The organism is Stenotrophomonas sp. OVS01A, from assembly GCF_019969775.1.
Lineage (GTDB): Bacteria > Pseudomonadota > Gammaproteobacteria > Xanthomonadales > Xanthomonadaceae > Stenotrophomonas > Stenotrophomonas indicatrix.
The window spans coordinates 118691-140226 of sequence record NZ_JAHXYV010000001.1; the positions used below are offsets into that span (position 1 = coordinate 118691).

Genomic DNA, 21536 nt, shown 5'->3' on the forward strand with positions numbered 1-21536 from the left:
TTGCCGGCCACCGTTCCAGGCGTAGGGGGCGCCTGGTTGTCGAATGTCCAGAACGGAGCCTGTCATGTATCACCCGACCCTCAAGCAAACCCTGCGCTGCGCCAGCCTGTTGTTGCCGATCGTGCTGTTGACGGCCTGCGGCGGCCACAAGAAGACGGCCAAGGCCGATCGCCCCGCCGAAACCCCGGTGGTTGAAGTGAAGACCCCGGAGCTGGATGGCCGCGGCAGCTATCGCTTCATGATGAGCAACGGCGACCAGAAGATGACCGCCGACCAGTTCGATGCCTGGATGAAAGCCAATGGCATCCGCGTTGCCAAGGGCAACGGGCAGGACGCTGCCGCCAAGCCGGTGGTGGTCGCCAGCAAGGACGAGCCCAAGGACAAGAAGAAAAAGAAGAAGTAAGGCCTGGCAGGTGCCGACCTTGGTCGGCACGTCCTGATGGGTAGCGCCGGGCCGTGCCCGGCCAGCGCATGGCGCGGCTATCGGGAAACCGCCGGGCATGGCCCGGCGTTATCCGTGGGTGATCAGCCCTTGATCACGCCCAGCTCGACACCGATGCGGGTGAATGCATCGATCGCGCGGTCCAGGTGCTCGCGGCCGTGCGCGGCGCTGATCTGGGTGCGGATGCGGGCCTGGCCCTTGGGCACCACCGGGAAGAAGAAGCCGATCGCATAGATGCCTTCTTCCAGCAGCCGCTCGGCGAATTTCTGCGCCAGCGGTGCGTCGTACAGCATCACCGGGCTGATCGGATGCACGCCGGGCTTCACGTCAAAGCCGGCAGCGGTCATCTTCTCGCGGAAGTAGGTGGTGTTGGCGGCCAGGGTGCTGCGCAGGTCATCGGCCGCGGCCAGCATCTCGAACGCCTTGATGCCGGCGGCGACCACGTGCGGCGGCAGCGAGTTGGAGAACAGGTACGGGCGCGAGCGCTGGCGCAGCAGCTCGATCACTTCGGCGCTGGCGCAGGTGAAGCCACCCAGTGCGCCGCCCATGGCCTTGCCCAGGGTGCCGGTGATGATGTCGATCTTCTCCAGCACGCCCTTGACCTCGGCCGAGCCGCGGCCCGTCGCGCCGAGGAAGCCGGTGGCATGGCATTCGTCGATGTGGACCAGCGCGTTGTACTTCTTCGCCAGCGCGGTGATTTCGTCCAGCGGCGCGATGAAGCCGTCCATCGAGAACACGCCGTCGGTGGTGATCAGCTTGGTCTTGCAGCCGGCCGCATCGGCGGCCTGCAGCTGCGCTTCCAGATCGGCCATGTCGCAGTTGGCGTAGCGGAAGCGCTTGGCCTTGCACAGGCGCACGCCGTCGATGATCGAGGCATGGTTCAGTGCATCGGAAATGATCGCGTCGTTCTCGCCCAGCAGCGGTTCGAACAGGCCGCCGTTGGCGTCGAAGCAGGCCGCGTACAGGATGGTGTCCTGCTTGCCGAAGAAGTCGGCGATCTGCTTCTCCAGCTGCTTGTGCAGGTCCTGGGTGCCGCAGATGAAGCGCACCGATGCCATGCCGAAACCGTGGCTGTCCAGCGCGTCCTTCGCGGCCTGGATCAGGTCAGGATGGTCGGCCAGGCCGAGATAGTTGTTGGCACAGAAGTTCAGCACCTTGCGGCCGTCCTCCAGGGTGATCTCGGCGGACTGCGGGCTGGTGATGATCCGCTCGGACTTGAACAGGCCCTGAGCGCGGATGGCGTCCAGTTCCTCAGCATAGTGGCGGGTCAGGGCGGAGGAGTCGGTCATGGCGTGGGCACGGCTCAGCACGGGGAAACCGCTGATTCTACCGGGCATCGACGGCTGCGGACCGGGCCGGATGGGGCACCGCCATGGCCGGCACATGTTGCATCGCAATAGCAAACGGGTTAAAAATTCGTGAACCGGGGCTGTCTGGCTCCGGTTGCTGCGCCCGCTGCAGATCCCCGCCTTCCACGCCACCGACCCCACCGGAGACGCTCATGAAGCACGCCCGTGCCTGCCTCGCCATTGCCGCCGCCCTGACCCTCGCGCCGTTCGCCGCCAGCGCCCAGGACAACGAATCTCCGTACAGCTGGAACGTCACCGCCGTCTCGGACTACCTGTTCCGTGGTGTGTCGCAGACCGATGAGGATCCGACCCTGCAGGCCGGCTTCACCTACACCAGCCCGGTTGGCCTGTATGCCGGTGTCTGGGGTTCGGGCGTGGACTTCGGTCCGGGCGATCCGAATACCGAGGTCGACTACCTTATCGGCTACGGCGTGGACGTGACCGAGCGCGTCAACTTCGACGTGCTGTTGAACCGTTACACCTACCTCAAGGCCAGCCACCAGAACTACAACGAGCTGATCACCACCACCACGCTGGACGACACCTACAAGCTGACGGTGGCCTACAGCAACGATGTGTGGAACAGCAGCACCGACGGCTGGTACTTCGGCCTGGGTGGCAGCTGGGGCCTGCCGAAGGACTTCACGCTCAACGCCAACGTCGGCCGCAGCACCTTCGAGGACGGTATCGCCAAGGACTACACCGACTGGAACGTCGGCGTCGCCCGCCAGTTCGGCCTGTTCAATGTCGGCCTGGGTTACTACGGCACCGATGGCAACGGCCGCGACAACTCCGGCAAGCTGGCCCACAGCCGGGTGATGCTGAGCGTGGCCGTAGGCAAGTAACGCCGCAGGCGTTACGGTAGGTGCCTGGCTTGCCTGGCACGCTTCACGAAAAAGGCGCCCAATGGGCGCCTTTTTCGATTCCGCAGCGTTCTTGATCCCATCTGGGGGAGAGCCCCCTTGTTGTTCAAGGGGGCGCGCCGACGGCGCGGGGATAAGGAAACCTGCGGGGGAATTGACCCGAAGGGTCAATTCCAGCTGAGGACCACCTTGCCGGCCTTGCCTTCTTCCATCAGGTCGAAGCCCTTCTGGAAGTCGTCGATCGGCAGCTGGTGGGTCATCACCTTGCCGAGCGGGAAGCCGGACAGCACCAGCTGGGTCATCTTGTACCAGGTCTCGTACATCTTGCGGCCGTAGATGCCCTGCACGGTCAGGCCCTTGAAGATGATCTTGTCCCAGTCGCAGCCGGCGCCCTTGGGCATGATGCCGAGCATGGCGATCTTGCCGCCGTGGTACATGCAGTCGAGCATGTCGTTGAACGCACGCGGGTTGCCGCTCATTTCCAGGCCCACGTCGAAGCCCTCCATGTGCAGTTCCTTCATCACGTCCTTCAGCGACGTGTTGGCGACGTTGACCACGCGGGTGGCGCCCATGTCGGCGGCCAGCTTCAGGCGGAAGTCGTTGACGTCGGTCACCACCACGTTGCGTGCACCGATGTGCTTGCAGATGCCCGCCGCGATGATGCCGATCGGGCCGGCGCCGGTGATCAGCACGTCTTCGCCGATGACGTTGAATTCCAGCGCGCAGTGCGCGGCATTGCCGTACGGGTCGAAGAAGGCGGCCAGCTCGGAGGGGATCTGGTCGGGGATCGGCCACAGGTTGCTGGCCGGCATCACCATGTATTCGGCGAACGCACCGTTGACGTTGACGCCGATGCCGACGGTGTTCGGGCACAGGTGCGGACGACCGCCGCGGCAGTTGCGGCAGTGGCCGCAGACGATGTGGCCTTCGGCCGACACGCGCTGGCCGATCTCGTAGCCGGTTACGCCCGGGCCGATCTCTGCGATGCGGCCGACGAACTCATGGCCGATTGTCAGGCCCGGCTTGATCGTGCGCTGGCTCCATTCGTCCCACAGGTAGATATGCAGGTCGGTGCCGCAGATCGCGGTCTTTTCCAGCTTGATCAGGACCTGGTTGGGGCCCGGAGTCGGCACCGGAACCTCTTCCATCCAGATGCCCTTGGCCGCTTCGCGCTTGACCAGGGCCTTCATCGTTTGCTGCGCCATCGGGGTGGAACTCATCAGGGGGAAAGCGCGGATTATAGGGCGCCACGCAGAATTCCCATGCTGCGCTGCGGGCGCAGCGGTGGAACGAAAGCTGTGCGCACGCGGGCGTTTCGAACAGCGCCACTGCGTTCGCCGGGCATGGCCCGGCGCTACCGGCAGATCGTGCGGGTAGCGCTGGGCCATGCCCGGCGGGCCGGGGGCCATGACTTCCGGGGTTCGGGCCGGGGCAGGGCGGCGGGCTACAATCGAGGGTTCCACTACCAGGGGCCGCTCCATGCGCTCGAACCTGCTTGCATTCTCCGTCGTCGCCAGCCTTGGGCTGGTCCAGGTCGCCCATGCCGCTGAAGGCATGTGGGTGCCGCAGCAGCTGCCGGAAATCGCCGGCCCGCTGCAGAAGGCCGGCCTCAAGCTGTCCCCGGAACAGCTGGCCAACCTGACCGGCGACCCGATGGGCGCGGTGGTCGCGCTGGGCGGCTGCACCGCCAGCTTCGTCTCCCCGCAGGGCCTGGTGGTCACCAACCACCACTGTGCCTATGGTGCGATCCAGCTGAACTCGACCGCACAGAAGAACCTGATCAAGGACGGCTTCAACGCGCCCAAGCTCAGCGATGAACTGAGTGCCGGCCCGAACGCCCGCGTGTTCGTGCTCGACCAGATCACCGACGTCACCGCCCAGGCCAAGGCGGCCATCGCCGGCGCCGGCAAGGACCCGCTGGCCCGCAGCCGTGCGCTGGACGCTTTCGACAAGGCCCAGGTCGCCGCGTGTGAAGCCGATGCCGGCTTCCGCTGCCGCCTGTATTCGTTCTCCGGCGGCAACACCTACCGCCTGTTCCGCAACCTGGAAATCAAGGACGTGCGCCTGGTCTATGCACCTCCGGGCAGCGTCGGCAAGTTCGGCGGTGACGTCGACAACTGGATGTGGCCGCGCCACACCGGTGATTTCTCGTTCTACCGTGCCTACGTCGGCAAGGATGGCAAGCCGGCCGCGTTCTCGGCCGACAACGTGCCCTACCAGCCCAAGCACTTCCTGAAGTTCGCCGATACGCCGCTGGGCGCCGACGACTTCGTGATGGTGGCCGGCTACCCGGGCCGCACCAACCGCTACGCGCTGGCCGGCGAGTTCAACGAGACCGCCAGCTTCACCTACCCGACCATCGCGCGCCACTACAACGCGGTGCTGAAGATGATCGCCGACGCCGGCAAGGCCGACGCCGACGTCAAGGTGAAGTACGCCGCCACCGCGGCCAGCATGAACAACGTGGCCAAGAACTACCTGGGCCAGCTGGAAGGCTTCAAGCGCATCGATGCCGCCGGCCAGAAGCAGGCCGAAGAAGCGGCGGTGCTGGCCTGGCTGAAGAAGCAGGGCGCTGCCGGCAAGCCGGCACTGGCTGCACACGCGCAGCTGCTGCAGCACCTGCATACCAGCAAGTCGACGCGCGAGCGCGACCTGTTCGTCGGCCAGTTCAACAACACCTCCGCGGTGGGCGCGGCCATCACCCTGTACCGCCTGTCGATCGAGCGCAGCAAGCCCGACGCCGAGCGCGAAGCGGGTTACCAGGACCGCGACCTGACCACCATCGAGGGCAGCCTGAAGCAGATGGATCGCCGCTACGTGGCGAAGATGGACCAGCAGCTGCAGACCTACTGGCTGGACCAGTACGTGGCCCTGCCAGCCGCCCAGCGCGACAACGAGGTGCTGAACACGTGGTTGGCCGGCAGCGATGCCACTGCGGTGAAGTCGCTGGTGACCAAGCTGGGCGGCACCGGACTGGGCAGCCTGGACAACCGCCTGAAGTGGTTCAAGGCCGATCGCGCTGCGTTTGAAGCCAGCAATGATCCGGCCATCCAGTACGCGGTGGCCGTCATGCCGGCGCTGCTGAAGCAGGAAGAGCAGAAGAAGATCCGCGAGGGCGAATCGCTGACCGCTCGTCCGCTGTACCTGCAGGCCGTGGCCGACTACAAGAAGAGCCAGGGCGAGTTCGTCTATCCCGATGCCAACCTGTCGCTGCGCATCACCTTCGGCAACGTGATGGGCTATGGCAAGGACGGCGTGAAGTACACCCCGTTCACCACCCTGGAAGGTGTGGCGGCGAAGGAAACCGGTGAGGATCCGTTCGACTCGCCGAAGGCCCTGCTCGATGCGGTCAAGGCCAAGCGTTACGGCGGTCTGGAAGACAAGCGGATCGGTTCGGTACCGGTGAACTTCCTGTCCAACCTGGACATCACCGGCGGCAACTCCGGTTCGCCGGTGCTCGATGCCAACGGCAAGCTGGTCGGCCTGGCCTTCGACGGCAACTGGGAATCGGTCAGTTCCAACTGGGTGTTCGACCCGGTGATGACCCGCATGATCGCCGTCGACAGCCGCTACATGCAGTGGATCATGCAGGAAGTGGCGCCGGCGCCGCAGCTGCTGAAGGAACTGAACCTGGCGAAATGAACCGGTTGCGGTAGTGCCGGCCGCTGGCCGGCAACCTCGACCAGATAGCCGGAGTTTCTGAAACCCCGCGACGTCTGTCGCGGGGTTTTTTCATGCCCCGACCGGCCGGGTCCGCCGAACAGGTATCATCCCTGTTCCGCGCACTTCACAGGATGTGAACAATGCGCCGGAACTCCTCCCCCAAGGACCCCTTGTTCGCATGCGCATCCTGCTTGCCCGTCACGGCGAAACGCCGTGGAACGCCGAAGGCCGCTACCAGGGCCAGATCGACATCCCGCTTTCGCCCATCGGTGAGGCCCAGGCCCAGGCGCTTGGCGCCCGCCTGGCTTCGGTGGACATCACCCGCGCGGTGGCCTCGCCGCTGTCACGCGCCCAACGCACCGCGCAACTGGCCCTGGGTGCTGCACGCGCCGACATGCTGCTGACCGAGCCGGAGCTGCAGGAAATCGCCCACGGTGAGTGGGAAGGCCTGCTGGCCAGCGAAATCAACGAAAAAGACCCGTCGCGCCTGCAGGCGTGGCGCAATGAACCGGACACCGTGCTGATGCCCGGTGGCGAATCGCTGCGCCTGGTGCTGGAGCGCAGCTGGCGCGGCCTGGCCCGCGCCGCCGAAGGCCTTGGCGAACACGACACCCTGCTGGTGGTCGCCCACGATGCAGTCAACCGGGTGATCCTGTGCAAGGTGCTGGGCCTGCCGTTGTCGCGGCTGTGGACCTTCCGCCAGGCACCGACCACGCTCAACCTGCTTGAAGGCGCCGACCTGGACAGCCTGGAAGTGGTGCGCCTGAACGACTGCGCCCACCACACGCCGTTCTTCGGTGAAGCCAAGCACCGCGCACTCTGAATCTTCTGCCCTGAACCACCTGCACCTGTTGGAAGCCTTGCCGTGAAGAACACCCCGACCACTCTGGCCGAATGGCTGGACTACATTGAACGCCAGCATCCAGCCAGCATCGACATGGGACTGGAGCGCGTGCGCACCGTGGCCACCGCGATGGGCCTGGGCACGCCGGCCAGGCACACCATCGTGGTCGGTGGTACCAACGGCAAGGGTTCCACCGTCGCCTTCATCGAGGCCATCGCGCGTGCTGCGGGCTGGAAGGTCGGCGCGTACACCTCGCCGCACCTGCTGCGCTACAACGAGCGCGTGCGCATCGATGGCCAGGATGTCGATGACGCCGCACTGGTGGCCGCGTTCAACACGGTCGAGGCAGCGCGCGGTGATGTGACGCTGACCTACTTCGAGTACGGAACGCTGGCCGCGCTGCAGTTGTTCGCCGATGCCGATCTTGATCTGGCCGTGCTGGAAGTGGGCCTCGGTGGCCGCCTGGATGCGGTCAACATCGTCGACGCCGACGTGGCGGTGATCACCACCGTGGACATCGATCACGCCGAATGGCTGGGCGAGGACCGCGAGGCCATCGGTGCCGAGAAGGCCGGCATCATCCGCGGCTGGAAGCCGGTGATCCTGGGCGAGACCGATCCGCCGTCGAGCGTGCTGGCGCGCGCCTACCTGGTGGGTGCCAATGCGATCCGCGGCGGCAGCGACTATTTCTACGAACCGATCGACGCGCAGCGTTGGCGCTGGCGCGATGTCGGCACCCGCCTGGAACTGCCGACGCCGACGCTGGCCGGGCCGATCCAGCTGGCCAACGCCGGTGCGGCGATCGCGGCGCTGCGCGCGTTGGACAAGCCGGTGCCGCGCGCGGCATGGGCCGCAGGCGTGGCAGCGGCGCGCATCGCCGGGCGCCTGCAGGCGTTCGAGCGCGATGGCGTGCAGGTTCGCGTCGATGTCGGCCACAACCCGCAGGCAGCCGGCCAGCTGGCGCGCGCGCTGAAGGCCGAGGCATCCCCCGGGCGCACCCTGGCGGTATACGCCGCGCTGCAGGACAAGGACGCCGTGGGCGTGGTGCAGGCCCTGCAGGAGGTGGTGAGCGACTGGACCCTGGCCGGGCTCGATGGCGCGCGTGGGCAGAGTGCGGCGGAACTGCAGGCACGGCTGGCAGATACTGCGGCAGCCACTGCGGCGCTGGCCGGCACGGTCGAACAGGCGATGGCGCAGGTGCTGGCCCGCGCCGAGCGCGGCGACCGGGTGCTGGTATTCGGTTCCTTCCATACCGCCGCCGCTGCGCTGCAATGGCTGCAGGCCCACGCCTGACCGCCGTTCAGCCATTACCGACGCCGTGCGGTCGCGCACCCGTATAATCGACCGCAACGTCCAGCCTGCCGCCTGCCCTACGTGGATACGCCCCTGAAACAGCGTCTGATTGGTGCCATCGTCCTGGTGGCCTTGGCCGTCATTTTCCTGCCGATGCTCGTCAAGGGCCCGGCCCCGGACAGCGGTGTCGCTTCTGTGCCGATCGCCGCGCCCGATGCGCCGGCCGATGGCCAGTTTGAAACCCGTGAACTGCCGCTGGTCGCACCGGCCGGTGGCGCCACCGGGTTGCAGAGTGGCCAGGCCCGTCCCGTCGAGGAGGCTGCCGCCCCGGCAACACCGCCGACCGTGGACACTTCGCCAGCCGTCGCCGCCGGTAACTACGCGGTGACGTTCGGCGCCTATGGCAGCCAGGCCGACGCCGATGCGGTGATCGCCTACCTCAAGCGTTCGCAGCTTCCGGGCTTCATCGAGACCGCATCGATCAACGGCCGCCCGGCCTGGCGCGTTCGCGTTGGGCCGTATGCCGACCGTGCCCAGGCCGAAGCGGCCCGGCTGCAGGCGGTGAAGGTGCGTGCCGACGTGAAGGCAGAAGTCATCACGCTCGATGCGAAGCCCTCGACCAGCGCACCGGTGGCAAGCACACCGACGCCCGCGCCGAGCGCCAGTACTCCCGTCGCGGCGGCCACGCCGTCGGCGACCGGCAACCCGGTGCGCAGTGAAAGCCTGCCGCCGAGTACGCCGACCGCAGCAGCGCCGCCGGCCGCCAAGCCGGAGCCGGTCAAGCCGGTGGCCAAGCCGGAACCGAAGCCCGAGCCCAAGCCGGAAGCGACCGCCAGCAAGCCGGCCACGCCGCCGACCACGCCGGCCGCACCGGCCGCCAGCGGAGTGGGTTTTGCCGTACAGCTCGGCGCATTCGGCCAGGCCAACGATGCCAACGCCCTGCGCGACAAGGTCCGCGCGGCAGGCTTCAGCGCCTTCGTCGAGCAGGTGCGTACCGAAAAGGGCAGCCTGCACCGTGTCCGTGTCGGGCCGGTCGCCAACCGCGCCGATGCTGAACAGTTGAAGGCGCAGGTCGCCGCCAAGGTCGGCGTGGCCGGCATGGTGCGACCGCACCCATGACCTGTACGCAGCCCCGTTGCCAGCGCCGCCGAAGGAGCGGGGCGCCATGATCGACGTGGTGCTGCTGATCGTGATCGCCGCCTCCACCCTGCTTGGGTTGCTGCGCGGCTTCGTGGGCATCGTCATCGGCACCGTATCGTGGCTGGTGGCCGCCTGGGCGGCCTTCGCCTTCGGCAATGACGCCGCACGCTGGTGGGCCGCACCGGCTGCGCCCGGCGGCGAGCATTTCATCGGCGGCTACCTCAGTGTCGGCATCGGCGTGATGGTCGTGGTCGCCGTGATCGGCATGGTCATCAAGGCCATCGTCCACCGCAACATGCTGGGCAGCCTGGACCGCCTGCTGGGCGGGGTCCTCGGTGCCGTGCGTGGCGGGCTGATCGCGGCCGTGCTGCTGTTGCTGGCCGGCTTCACCCCGCTTACCGCCGAACCCTCCTGGCGCGGCTCAGCGCTGCGCCCGGTGCTGAACCCGGCCGTGGCCTGGATGAACAGCAAGCTGCCGCAGTGGCAGGTGCCGGGCACCGACCTGCTGCCCAAGGCCTTGCCGATGGACGCGCTGTCCCCATCTGCGTTGATGGAGCTGGGCAAGAGCGCCGGCGCCGGAGTGGGCAAGCCGGGGGCGACAGGCGATAATGGCGTACTCGGTCAGATAGTGGCGGGCAGCGGATGGCTGCGGCCTGCGAAGGCGGAACAGGGTGAGGCATACGATCCGGCCGAAGTGCGCCCGGACGCCCCAGCACTACCGGGCAGCATCGAGCCGGACGACCCGGCCAATGTCGACCGCAGACGCGGCGACAACTCTGGCCAGGTACGGCCACCTTCCTTGTAACTGGGCACAGCCCAGCGGAGACCTCGCATCATGTGTGGCATCGTCGGAATCGTCGGCAACCAGAACGTCGCCGGGCAGTTGTATGACGGCTTGACCGTCCTCCAGCATCGCGGCCAGGACGCGGCGGGCATCGCCACCGTCAACGGCAGCCGCCTGCGGGTGCAGAAGGCCACCGGCCTGGTCCGCGATGTGTTCGATGCACGCACCATGTCCACCCTGGAAGGCAGCGTCGGCATCGCCCATGTGCGCTATCCGACCGCCGGTTCGGAAGGCATGGACGAGGCACAGCCGTTCTACGTCAATTCGCCGTACGGCATCGCGCTGGCCCACAACGGCAACCTGATCAACACCGAGGACCTGCGCCAGCAGGTGTTCGAGCAGGACCGCCGCAACGTCAATACCGATTCGGACAGCGAAGTGCTGTTGAACGTGTTCGCCTACGAACTGGAACAGCAGCGCCAGCTCAGCCCGGAAGCCGCCATCCGCGCGGTTGCCGGCGTGCACCGCCGCTGCAAGGGCGGCTATGCGGTGGTGAGCGTGGTGCTGGGCCTGGGCCTGGTCGCTTTCCGCGATCCGCATGGCATCCGCCCGCTGGTGCTGGGCAAGCGCAGCCATGCCGAGGGTGACGAATACATCGTTGCCTCCGAGTCGGCCGCGCTGGACGTGCTGGGCTTCCAGCGCGTGCGCGACGTGCAGCCGGGCGAAGCACTGGTGATCACCGCGCGCGGCGAGTTGTTCTCGGAAATCTGCGCCGAGCCGGCCGAACACACCCCGTGCATCTTCGAGTACGTGTATTTCGCACGCCCCGATTCGATGATCGACAACGTGTCGGTGCACAAGGCGCGCATGCGCATGGGCATCAAGCTGGGCGAGAAGATCCTGCGCCTGCGCCCGGACCACGACATCGACACCATCATCCCGATCCCGGACACCTCGCGCGATGCCGCGCTGGAGATCTCCAACGTGCTCGGGGTGAAGTACCGCGAAGGCTTCATCAAGAACCGTTACATCGGCCGCACGTTCATCATGCCGGGGCAGGGCGAACGGGTGAAGTCGGTGCGCCGCAAGCTCAACCCGATCCACCTGGAATTCCGCAACCGCGTGGTGCTGCTGGTGGACGACTCGATCGTGCGCGGCACCACCAGCCAGCAGATCGTGCAGATGGCGCGTGACGCCGGCGCACGCAAGGTCTACCTGGCCAGCGCCGCGCCGCCGGTGCGTTACCCCAACATCTACGGCATCGACATGCCGGCCGCTGAAGAGCTGGTCGCGCACAACCGCAGCATCGAGGAAATCGAAGCGCACCTAGGCTGTGACTGGCTGATCTACCAGGACATCGAAGACATGGAAGCGGCGGTGAGCGAGGGCAATCCGGCGCTGCGCAACTTCGATTCCTCGTGCTTCAACGGCCATTACCCGACGGGCATCGAGCCGGGCTACTTCGAACGCATCCAGCAGCTGCGTTCGGACGACGCCAAGCACAAGCGCCGCGCCTGAGGTCCATGCGGTGATCGACGTGCCTGACGTCGGCGGCAATCTGCTGCGCGCCGCGCAGCAGTGCCTGGCCGAAGCCGATCCGCTGCGCAAGGTCGCACTGACCCAGGCCTACGCTGCCGCGTTCCGCGCGGGCCGCTTGAACGTACCGGCCGATGCACCGCCGGCCGATCCGATCCGCATGCCGGGCCGGCCGCCGCAGCTGGTGATGGTGCATCCGCGTGAAGTGCCCCGGCGCGGCCTGGGCGGGGTGGAAGGGCGTGCGGCGTTCATCCATGCCATCGCCCATATCGAGCTCAATGCGATCGACCTGGCCTGGGACGCGGTGTACCGCTTCCGCGGTCTGCCGGCGGCGTTCCATGCCGACTGGGTGAGCTGCGCCGACGACGAATCGCGCCACTTCATGCTGCTGCGCGAGCGCCTGCTGGCACATGGCCATGAGTACGCCGATTTCCCGGCGCACAACGGCCTGTGGGAAATGTGCGAGAAGACCGCGCACGACGGCCTGGCGCGCATGGCGCTGGTGCCGCGCGTGCTGGAAGCGCGCGGGCTGGACGTGACGCCGGGCATGATCGACAAGCTGCGCAACGTCGGCGATGGCGAAACCGCCGACGTGCTGGAGGTGATCCTGCGGGAGGAAGTCGCACACGTTGCCGCTGGATCGCGCTGGTTCCGCTGGTACTGCGAGCGCGCCGGCGTCGAGCCACGAGCGCGTTTCAAGGAACTGCTGGTCGAGTATGCGGGTGGCTACCTGCACGGGCCGTTCAATATCGAGGCCCGCCTGCTGGCCGGGTTCGATGCGGATGAGCTCGCCAACCTGGTCGAACAGGCGGGTTGAAGGAAAAGGGGACGGAGGAAATCAAGTCGTTTGTGCCACAAACGGCTTGATTTCCTCCGTCCCCTTTTTGGTTCTCATGCGTTCGGCAACACCACGCGTCTGCCATCCACCGTCGGCCGGTTGATGTAGAACAGCCCCGGCCCGGGGCGATACGGCAGCTCGCTGACACCGGCGTCGGCAGTGTAGGTCAGGGCGGTATCGCCCAGCGCATCGAAATTCCAGTGTGCGGACTGCATCAGGTAACGGCGGCGCAGCAACGCTTCCTGCGTCGGGGTCAACGGCTGGCCGGCAATCAGGCGGCGCGCGATCGGCTGCAGCGCGCTGGGCAGTTCCCAACCCGCCACCTTGGCCGCGTCGGTAGTCCAGGTCACGCCGGCAGCGATGGCGTGCTGCTGCATCACCTGCAGCGCAACCAGCTGGTAGCGCCAATCGATGCGCCGGTGCAGCACCACCGCAGCTGTCACGTACAGCACCGGCGACATCAGCACGCTGCGGCTGCCCGCGCGTCGCTGCTGCTGCCACTGGTGCCAGACATCGACCCACACTTCCTTCGGGTTCAACCCCAGCTGCTGCCGCCAGCGTTCGGCGTCGGCCTGTGCTTCAGCGTACGCGGTGGTCGCCTGCAGTAGTGCCAGGGGCGGTGTCTGGTAGTCCTCCACGCCAGGCCGGCGCAGTTGCTGCCGCCGCGGCCGGCTGAGCAGCTTGGGCCCTTCTTCCACCTGGTCGTAGCCACCACCGATGTTGGCGTGCACGCCGGGCAGTGCGATTTCGGGATGGGCCGGTGCCACCGTGGTCAGCGCATAGTGCTGGCGATGCTCGTCGCGCGCACTGAGCTGCAGCACGGCCTCGGCGATGCCTGCGGGCAGGGCGATGCGGGGGTGTTCGTCGGCGCGGCCGCCGTTGACGGCGACCACCGTGTCGAACAGGCCGATGAAGCGCAGTATCGGCCGCGGCAGGGCGAAATCGGCGCTGCATGAAAACCCCGCCTGCTGCAGCAGCTGCCGCCAGCGCGCGCCGTCCCATCCGCGCAGATGGTTGGCCACATCACGCGCGGAGGCCGCGCCGCGCGAGTAGCCGAACAGATCCAGCTGCACGCTGTGCAGGGGCGCGCGCCACTGCGTCGCAAGCGCCGACAGTGCCGCCGGCAGCAGCACCTGCAACGCACGCTGCACCTTCGCCTGCACGCCACTGGCGCCGATACCGAAGGCCAGGCCGATCAGGTCGTCCTCGGCATCATCGCGGGTGCCGACGCCTTCCACGTAGATCGCCAGCGAAGGTGTACTGCCGGGCGTGCGCCGGCTGTCCGGATACAACTGATGCAGGCGCGCGATGTTGGTGGCGCCGTTGTCGTAGCTGCTGGTCAACCGGCTCTGGTAGGTCGAATCATCATCGGCACGGAGCAGGGCGGGGCGCGGTCGCGGCACCTGCCGGTGGCCCTGCGCCAGGTTGTGTGCGTTGTTGCGGGTGCCATCGAAGAACAGGCCGATCCGCAGCAGGCCCGGATCAGCCGTCGTGTCACCGCTGTGCTGCGCTGGCGCCATGTGCATCCCCTGTCGTGGCCACGTCACGGTAGCGCGAAAGCCGTGTGTTGGCGAAGTGTACTGACGCTTTTGACCTGACTGAACGCAGATGCGGTCGATCACAGATCCCGATTTCCATTCCTCTCGTCTATTGAATTCACACGCCCTGCGCAGGCCTGATGGCCGGACCCGGCACCCCGGGTCGTGCTGCATCAACGCTGTCCACTTCACTTCAAGGAGCGACAAGATGATGTCCAGATCGATAGGTAAAGCGACAGGTGGTCTGTTGTTGGGATTGTCGGTAGCGGCGGCCGCCCATGCGGCGCCGCTGTTCGAGCCGGTCACCGTGCTCAGCCGTGCATCGGCCACCAGCGAGCCGGCACTGGGGCGATTGCTGGCCACCCCGTCCACCGCCGCCGTACAGGAAGTGCGTGTCGATGCTGCCGCCACCGCGCAGCCGCAGCTGGAATTCGAGCTGCTCGGGCAGAAGGTGCAGGCCGTTCGCAGCAAGGTCGAGGCGCTGCCCGATGGTGGCAGCATCTGGTACGGCCAGTTGCGCGCGCCGTCCGATCGCCTGCAGGCGGCCACGTCCAATGGCCAGGACGATCCGGGCAATTCGCTGATCCTGGTGCGCTCGGGCAATACCCTCACCGGCTCGATCCGCAAGGACGGCAAACTCTATCGTCTGCGTCCGCTGGGCAATCGCCACGTGCTGGTCGAGGTGGATGAATCGCGGATGCCGGCCGATCATCCGGCCGACTACAACCAGTTGCCGAAGATCGCCATGCCTGCCAATGATCGCCTCGGCACTGCGCAGGCCTCCTCAGGCAGCCCGGCGACCATCCGCGTGCTGGTGGTGGCAACCAACGCTGCAGTGACCGCCTATGGTGGCAACATGCAGTCGCTGGTGCAGTTGGCGGTTGCCGAATCCAACCAGGGTTACACCAACAGCAACGTAGGCCTCACCCTGCAGCTGGCCGGTTATGAAACCACCAACTACACCGAGTCCGGCAATTTCACCACCGACCTGTCGCGCTTCCGTGGTACCAGCGACGGCTACATGGACAGCATCCACACCAGCCGCAACAACACCGCCGCCGACGTCGGCGTACTGCTGATCAACAACACCAGTTACTGCGGACTGGCGTCGGGCATCGGTTCCACCGCATCGACCGCGTTTGCTGCGGTGTACTGGGATTGCGCCACCGGCTACTACTCGTTCGCCCATGAAATCGGCCACCTGCAGAGCGCACGGCACGACATCGCCAGTGATCCGAGCACGTCGCCGTATGCCTATGGCCATGGCTATCGTTATGAGCCGGCCAGCGGATCGCGCTGGCGCACGATCATGGCCTATGACTGCTCGGCCGGCTGCCCGCGGCTGAACTACTGGTCCAATCCGAACATCAGCTACAACGGCGTGCCGATGGGCATCGCCAGCAGTGCCGACAACCAGCGCGTGCTGGTCAATACCAAGGCCACCATCGCGGCCTTCCGCTGAGTCCAGGCGCCGACCAGGGTCGGCGTCTACCAGGGCGCGTGCACCTGCTCTGGTAGATGCCAACCTTGGTTGGCATCCTGCGATCCATCATGCGCGGCTGAGCGTATCCAGGGTCCAGCCGTTGGCATCCACGCGCAGCACCGAACCCTGTTCGTACCAATCGCCCAGCACGATGCGGGTGCAGCTGCGTCCGCCGGCCTGCAGGGTGTGGATCGCCGGGCGATGGGTGTGGCCATGGATCATCGTGTCCACGCCATGGCGCACGTAAGTGGCTTCCACTTCGGCCGGGGCCACGTCGGTGACTGTCTCGAACTGCGCACGGTCGCCCTGCTTCATTTCCGACTGGCGCGCCTGGCTGGCATCACGCGCCTTCTGCGCGAAGGCGATACGCGCTTCCAGCGGCTGCGACAGGAACTGCGCCTGGAAGACCGGGTCGCGGGTCTGGGCACGGAACTGCTGGTAGGGGATGTCATCGGTGCACAGCAGGTCACCGTGCTGCAGCAGCACCGGGCGGCCGTACAGCTCGATCATGCACGGGTCCGGCAGGATGCGCAGGCCGGCGCGGCGGGCATAGTCTTCGCCCAGCAGGAAGTCACGGTTGCCGCGGATGAAGAAGACCGGCACGCCGCTGTCGGACAGTACCTTCAGCGCATCGGCCACCGCGTCGGCTGCGGCCGAGGGGGTGTCATCGCCGATCCAGGCTTCGAACAGATCGCCGAGGATGTACAGCGCATCGGCGCCAGGCGCTTCCTCGCGCAGGAAGCGCAGGAACAGGTCGGTGATGGCCGGACGGCTGGGGTCCAGATGCAGATCGGAGATGAACAGCGTGGTCATGCGGACATTCTAGGGCATCACACCGGCAACGGCAGCCAGGCCAGGCTGGCCGAGGCCAGCAGTGCAGCAATGCCGGTGGCAGCCAGAACGTCGCTTGGGTAGTGCAGGCCCAGCACTACGCGCGACAGGCCCACGCCGAAGGTGAACGGCACCAGCAGCGGCGCCAGCCAAGGGTAGTAGGCCAGCGCGACGATGGTGAACGACACCGCGTGCAGGGTATGGCCGGACGGGAAACTGAACTCATCCAGCGGCGCCACCCAGGCACGGATACGCAGGTCGGCCGCGTACGGCCGTGGCCGCCGGGTCCAGCGTTTCAGGCCCTTGTACAGCAGCAGCGCGGCCAGGCCGGTGGCGGCCATGTGCACTGATGCGCGCAGGCCGTCGAAGCCATCGATGAGCACCAGCGCGCCCATCAGCACATACCAGAACACGCCATCGCCGAGCCGGCTGATGATCGAAAAGACGCGCCGCACGCGGCGACGTCGGCAGTAGTGGTTGGCGCGGCGGCACAACCGGGCTTCGCGACCGGCCAGCAGCTCAAGCGGCGTGGTGCGCATGTCCGCTCCTCCGCGCGCTGGCCAGTTCCGCCAGCAGGCTTTCGAACTCCGCCACCACCTGCTGCGGGTGCAGCCGCTTCATCGCCCGTGCCGCGTTGCCACCCAACCCGCGGCGCTGGACATCATCGGCAGCCAGTTGCACCGCTGCCTGCACGAACTGCTCGTCGTCATCCACTGCGGCACCGTTCTCGCCGTTGCGCAGGTACTCGCGGGCCGCGCCGTAGTCGAAAGCGACCGTGGCCAGGCCGCTTGCCATGCTTTCCAGGGTCACGTTGCCGAAGGTCTCGCTGCGGCTGGGGAACAGGAACAGATCGCCACTGGCGAAGTGTCGGGCCAGGGCATCGCCGCGCTGGATGCCGCAGAAGATGAAATCGGGATTCTCATGCGCCAGTTTCTCGCGCGCCGGGCCATCGCCGACCCAGATGAAACGCGCTTTCGGGCGCACCTGCTGCAGCTTGCGGAAGGCCTTCACCGCCAAGCCGAGGTTCTTTTCGGCGGCGATGCGGCCAACGTAGATCGCCGCCAGGCCCGTGCCATCGATACCCCATTCCTCGCGCAATGCCGGGTCGCGGCGTGACGGGTCGAACTGCTGGCTGTCGACCGCACGGGCGAGCAGGCGCACGCGCTCGAAGCCCTGGTCGCTCAGGAATTCCTGCAGTTCGCGGGTGGGCACCAGGGTCGCGTCGGCCTGGTTGTGGAAACGGCGCATCCAGCGCATTGCCGCCGACTGCAGCCACGCCACGCCATAGTCGGGCAGGTATTCGTCGAAGCGGGTGTGGAATCCGGTAGCCACCGGAATGCCGAGGCGGCGCGCGGTGCGCAGTGCCGACCAGCCCAGCGGACCTTCGGTCGCCACGTAGACCGCATCGGGGCGCTGCTGTCGCCAGTGCCGGCCCAGCCGGATCGGTGCCGGCAGGCCGAAGCGCAGGCCGGGGTAGCGCGGCAAGGCCGCGCCCGGTACCAGCAGGGTGCCCGGCGCCGCATCCAGTGCTTCGCTGACCTGTCGCGGACGGATCAGGTCGACCTCGTGGCCGGCGGCGCGCAATCCCTGCTCCAGGCCCTGCACGGTCAGTGCGACGCCGTTGATCTCCGGCGGGTAGGTTTCGGTGACGATGGCATAGCGCATGGCGGGCCTCCGGTTTTACGCATGCTCGGGCCTGGGGATGTAGCCGACATGACCGCTTTGCGACAACGCGATGACGACCGGGCAAGGCGGTGCCTGCGCAGTTCAGCGGCACAAAAAAACCACGGCCCCGAAGGGCCGTGGTCGTGGTGTTGCGACAGCGCGAGGATCAGAAGCGCTGGGTGTACTTCATGTAGATGAAACGACCGATGTCATAGCCGCCGTAGTACGAGAAGACCGAGCGCGGCTTGGTGTACATGACCGGGCCCTGCTTGTCGAACACGTTGTTGGCGCCGACCGACACGGTGGCATCCCACGGCAGGTTGTAGCGGAACTGGACGTCGTGGAAGGTGACCGAACCACGCTCGTTGTAGTTGCGCGTGCCCTTGTACCAGGGAGCTGCAACGTTCAGGTCCGAGCACTCGTCGGCGTACTTGCCCGGGTTGACGCACTGTTCCTTGACGCTGGAATAGTAGCGTGCGGTCCAGCTGACGCCGAAGTTCTCCAGATCCCAGCCCACGGTCAGGTTCGAACGCACGCGGAAGCCGATGCCGGTGTTGGTGGCGATGCCGTTGTTGACGGTCGGCACGATCGTGCTGTCGTTGGACGAGCGGAAGACGTCCTTGGCCACGTAGGTGGTCGACCACGAGGTGCTCAGCTTGCCGTAGTCGGTATCCAGGCGGTACGTCAGGTCCATGTCGTAGCCTTCCGTTTCCATGAAGCCGGCATTGCGGTTGCCGAACTTCAGGCCGGTGACGATACCGGTGGTCGCGTTGCGGGTGAAGCGCGCGCAACGGTCGGCCAGGCCCTGCTCATAGCAGTCGATCAGGATCTGGTTCGGGCTGTCGTCGACGATGGTGTCGTCGATGCGGATCTTCCACCAGTCCAGCGAAACGTTGAAGTTGCTGATGAAGGTCGGGCTCCAGACCACGCCCAACGTGCGGCTGGTCGAGGTTTCCGGCTTCAGGTCCGGGTTCGAGCCGGAGGTGAACGGCGTCGGCGTAGCGGCGACGGAGCCTTCGGTCGGCTGGTTGCGGTTGTCCAGCTGGCGGAAGTTGGCCACATCGGCGATGTCACGTGCACAGCGGGCACGCACTTCGGCGCTGCTGCGGGCCGAGCCGTACTTGCTGTCACACGGGTCGGAGAAGTTGGCGAAGGTTTCCGAGCCACCGCCGTACAGGTCGGAAATGGTCGGAGCGCGGAAGCCCTGTGCCCAGGTGCCACGCACCAGCAGCTGGTCGATCGGCTTCCACTTGAAGCCGAACTTGCTGTTGAGCGTATTGCCGAAGGTGTTGTAGTCCGAGAAGCGGGTCGCCGCGTTCAAGCTCAGCTCACGCGCACCCGGCAGGTCGGCCAGCACCGGCACGTTCAACTCCAGGTAGGCTTCCTTCACCTTGTACGACCCACCGGTCGGGCCGGCGGCCAGGTTGGTGGTGGCACCGGTCTGCGCCAGCGGGTCCGGTACGAACTTGCCGGTTTCCTCGCGGTTTTCGACGCCGAAGGCGAAGCCCAGGTCGCCGGCCGGCAGGGTGAACAGGCTGCCGCTGATGGTGGCGAAGGCGTTCTTGGAGGTGGTGCGGCCGGTTGCGTTCTCCGGCGGGAACAGCCAGTCCTGCAGGGCCTGGTTGTTGGTCATGCCGTACGGGCTTTCCACGCCATAGGGAATCAACGGATTCCACGGCATGCAGTTGGCGATCGGCGCACCCGGCGCACCACACTCGACCTTGCCCGTTGCCGGGTTCAGGTAGGACTTGCCGGTAGCCTGTTCGACGCGGCCCTTGTGCAGGTTGCCGAAAGTGCTCTGGCGCAGTTCGTTCTTGTTGTACTGGTAGCCCACTTCCCAGTCGAAGTAGCGCTCACCGATGTCGAACGAGCCCTCGAACGCAGCCACGGCGCGGTAGGTCTTCAGCTCGCTGGTGCTGGTGCGCGGCACCTCCCACAGGCGGCGGTTCCAGCTCACCTCGGTGGGCTTGGCGTAACCGTGCTGGTTGCCGAACGGGTTGAAGTAGCTGTCCACCGACATGCCCTTGATCTTGGCGGTGGCGGTGTCGAACGGATAGCCGGCGGTGACGCGGGTCGAGGAGCGCTTGTTGTAGCCCAGCTCGGCCTTGAAACGGACGTTGTCGGTGATGTTGGCCGTGCCCGAGAAGTACAGCGAATCACGCTTGATCGGGTAGCTCAGGTGCATCTGTTCATTGGTGTTGCTGACATCACCGGTGAACGCGGTCGGATCGGTGAAGTGGTAGTTCGCCGGGTTGGTCGGGTCGGTGCCGCGGTTGAGCGCGTAGTCGCAACCGGCTGCCTTGGTGCAGCCCGGGCCGCCCTTCACGCCGTAGAACTGGCCCCACTGGCTGTTGGTGGTCCAGCCATCGGTCGGGTGGCGGTCAGTGTTGCCGTAACGGCTGAAGCCGCGGTCGCGCGCCCACACGGCCTTTTCTTCCGAGTGTTCGGCAGCGAAGGTGGCCGAGAAGCGGTCGTTGGACCAGCCGGCAACCACGTCGACGCGATCACGGGCGCCGTCGCCCTCGCTGTACTGGCCGTGGTAGACGTTGGCGGTGACGCCGTTGACGTTGGTGCGGGTGATGATGTTGATCACGCCGGCCATCGCGTCGGAACCGTAGATGGCCGAGGCGCCGTCCTTCAGTACTTCAATGCGTTCGACCGCAGACACAGGCAGGGTCGACACGTCCTGGTAGCCGGAGGTGCTGATGCCCAGGCGCTTGCCGTTGACCAGCACCAGCGTGCGCTGGGTGCCCAGGTTGCGCATGTTCACGTAGGTACCACCGGCATCCTCACCGGCCGACAGCACGTTGGCACGGCTGATGGTCGGGCTGCCCATCGCGGTCACGTTCTGCAGGATATCCGACACCGAGCTGAAGCCCTGGCGTTCGATGTCGGCGCGGGTCAGCGCCAGTACCGGCTGCGACGTTTCAACGTCCACCTGGCGGATACGCGAACCGGTGATCTCGATGCGGTCCAGGTTGGTCGGCGAAGCGGTGCTGCTGCTCTGGGCGAACGCCGGCAGCGCAGCCAGCGTCGCGGTGGTTGCCAGGGCGTAGCGGATGGCCTGCCCCAGTGCGGTGGTGCGTGAAGTCATGACGAGCTCTCTCTCTCTCGGGTCGTGCAAAGGACGCCAAAACGGGCGTCGAAGGAATCGGCCGGTCCATGACCGAGCCGATGACCCGATAGTAGTCTCGTTGGTTAATGCCCTGTAAAGAGCGTGTGTCGGTTTGTGTCGCTACACATCGCGTGGTTTCACGAAATGTGAAC

At 66.5% G+C, this 21536-nt stretch carries 17 protein-coding genes; 10 read left to right on the forward strand and 7 right to left on the reverse strand.

The annotated features are described in order from the left end of the window. The first annotated feature begins 64 nt into the window (after positions 1–64). A complete protein-coding gene (locus LC407_RS00585; protein ID WP_025878095.1) occupies positions 65–403 on the forward strand; it encodes a hypothetical protein in 339 nt (112 codons plus the stop codon). Between the two features lie 122 nt (positions 404–525). Here LC407_RS00585 and kbl read toward each other — a convergent pair whose 3' ends face one another. Next, on the reverse strand, positions 526–1731 hold the full coding sequence (gene kbl / locus LC407_RS00590) for a glycine C-acetyltransferase (protein ID WP_025878096.1): 1206 nt from the start codon (positions 1729–1731) through the stop codon (positions 526–528). A gap of 212 nt (positions 1732–1943) precedes the next feature. On the opposite strand from kbl, the gene LC407_RS00595 reads away from it, so the two are divergent. After that, entirely contained in the window at positions 1944–2636 is a 693-nt protein-coding gene (locus LC407_RS00595; protein WP_025878097.1) for a TorF family putative porin, read from the forward strand. Between the two features lie 185 nt (positions 2637–2821). Here LC407_RS00595 and tdh read toward each other — a convergent pair whose 3' ends face one another. Then, positions 2822–3844, reverse strand: coding sequence for an L-threonine 3-dehydrogenase (gene tdh / locus LC407_RS00600; protein WP_032952044.1), 1023 nt, complete (start codon positions 3842–3844; stop codon positions 2822–2824). A 289-nt stretch (positions 3845–4133) separates the two neighbouring features. Here tdh and LC407_RS00605 point away from each other — a divergent pair, with 289 nt between their 5' ends. The 7 genes from LC407_RS00605 (at position 4134) to LC407_RS00635 (ending at position 12731) form a co-directional block, all read left to right on the forward strand. After that, positions 4134–6296, forward strand: a complete 2163-nt coding sequence (locus tag LC407_RS00605; RefSeq protein WP_223482003.1) for a S46 family peptidase — start codon at positions 4134–4136, stop codon at positions 6294–6296. Positions 6297–6495: 199 nt separating this feature from the next. After that, a complete protein-coding gene (locus LC407_RS00610; protein WP_025878100.1) occupies positions 6496–7140 on the forward strand; it encodes a histidine phosphatase family protein in 645 nt (214 codons plus the stop codon). 42 nt (positions 7141–7182) lie between these two features. Continuing rightward, positions 7183–8454: a bifunctional tetrahydrofolate synthase/dihydrofolate synthase gene (gene folC / locus LC407_RS00615; RefSeq protein ID WP_223482004.1), complete on the forward strand. Its 1272-nt coding sequence runs from the start codon at positions 7183–7185 to the stop codon at positions 8452–8454. Between the two features lie 81 nt (positions 8455–8535). Then, on the forward strand, positions 8536–9573 hold the full coding sequence (locus tag LC407_RS00620; RefSeq protein WP_218788780.1) for an SPOR domain-containing protein: 1038 nt from the start codon (positions 8536–8538) through the stop codon (positions 9571–9573). Between the two features lie 46 nt (positions 9574–9619). Beyond that, on the forward strand, positions 9620–10399 hold the full coding sequence (locus LC407_RS00625) for a CvpA family protein (RefSeq protein WP_033830450.1): 780 nt from the start codon (positions 9620–9622) through the stop codon (positions 10397–10399). Between the two features lie 30 nt (positions 10400–10429). Further along, complete coding sequence (gene purF / locus LC407_RS00630; RefSeq protein ID WP_025878104.1) at positions 10430–11896, forward strand: amidophosphoribosyltransferase; 1467 nt, start codon at positions 10430–10432, stop codon at positions 11894–11896. A 10-nt stretch (positions 11897–11906) separates the two neighbouring features. Continuing rightward, positions 11907–12731, forward strand: coding sequence for a ferritin-like domain-containing protein (locus tag LC407_RS00635; RefSeq protein ID WP_032977403.1), 825 nt, complete (start codon positions 11907–11909; stop codon positions 12729–12731). 74 nt (positions 12732–12805) lie between these two features. Here LC407_RS00635 and LC407_RS00640 read toward each other — a convergent pair whose 3' ends face one another. Then, the gene (locus LC407_RS00640) at positions 12806–14272 is read right to left on the reverse strand and encodes a DUF2235 domain-containing protein (protein ID WP_223482005.1); all 1467 of its coding nucleotides are present in this window, start codon (positions 14270–14272) and stop codon (positions 12806–12808) included. A 226-nt stretch (positions 14273–14498) separates the two neighbouring features. Between LC407_RS00640 and LC407_RS00645 the strand changes: the two genes are divergently transcribed. Further along, entirely contained in the window at positions 14499–15752 is a 1254-nt protein-coding gene (locus LC407_RS00645; RefSeq protein WP_025878107.1) for a zinc-dependent metalloprotease, read from the forward strand. 87 nt (positions 15753–15839) lie between these two features. Here the strand turns inward: LC407_RS00645 and lpxH are convergent, their stop codons facing one another. The 4 genes from lpxH to LC407_RS00665 all read right to left on the reverse strand — a co-directional run bounded on the left by lpxH (position 15840) and on the right by LC407_RS00665 (position 21363). Continuing rightward, positions 15840–16586 (reverse strand): UDP-2,3-diacylglucosamine diphosphatase, encoded by a 747-nt coding sequence (gene lpxH, locus LC407_RS00650; RefSeq protein WP_025878109.1) that lies wholly within the window; start codon positions 16584–16586, stop codon positions 15840–15842. 17 nt (positions 16587–16603) lie between these two features. Continuing rightward, positions 16604–17143 carry a phosphatase PAP2 family protein gene (locus tag LC407_RS00655; RefSeq protein ID WP_025878111.1) on the reverse strand — a complete coding sequence of 180 codons (540 nt, stop codon included), beginning with the start codon at positions 17141–17143 and terminating at the stop codon, positions 16604–16606. Continuing rightward, the gene (locus LC407_RS00660) at positions 17124–18269 is read right to left on the reverse strand and encodes a glycosyltransferase family 1 protein (RefSeq protein WP_033830452.1); all 1146 of its coding nucleotides are present in this window, start codon (positions 18267–18269) and stop codon (positions 17124–17126) included. The genes LC407_RS00655 and LC407_RS00660 overlap by 20 nt, the downstream gene beginning before the upstream one ends. Positions 18270–18435: 166 nt before the next feature. Beyond that, on the reverse strand, positions 18436–21363 hold the full coding sequence (locus tag LC407_RS00665) for a TonB-dependent receptor (protein ID WP_032977399.1): 2928 nt from the start codon (positions 21361–21363) through the stop codon (positions 18436–18438). Positions 21364–21536 lie beyond the last annotated feature (173 nt).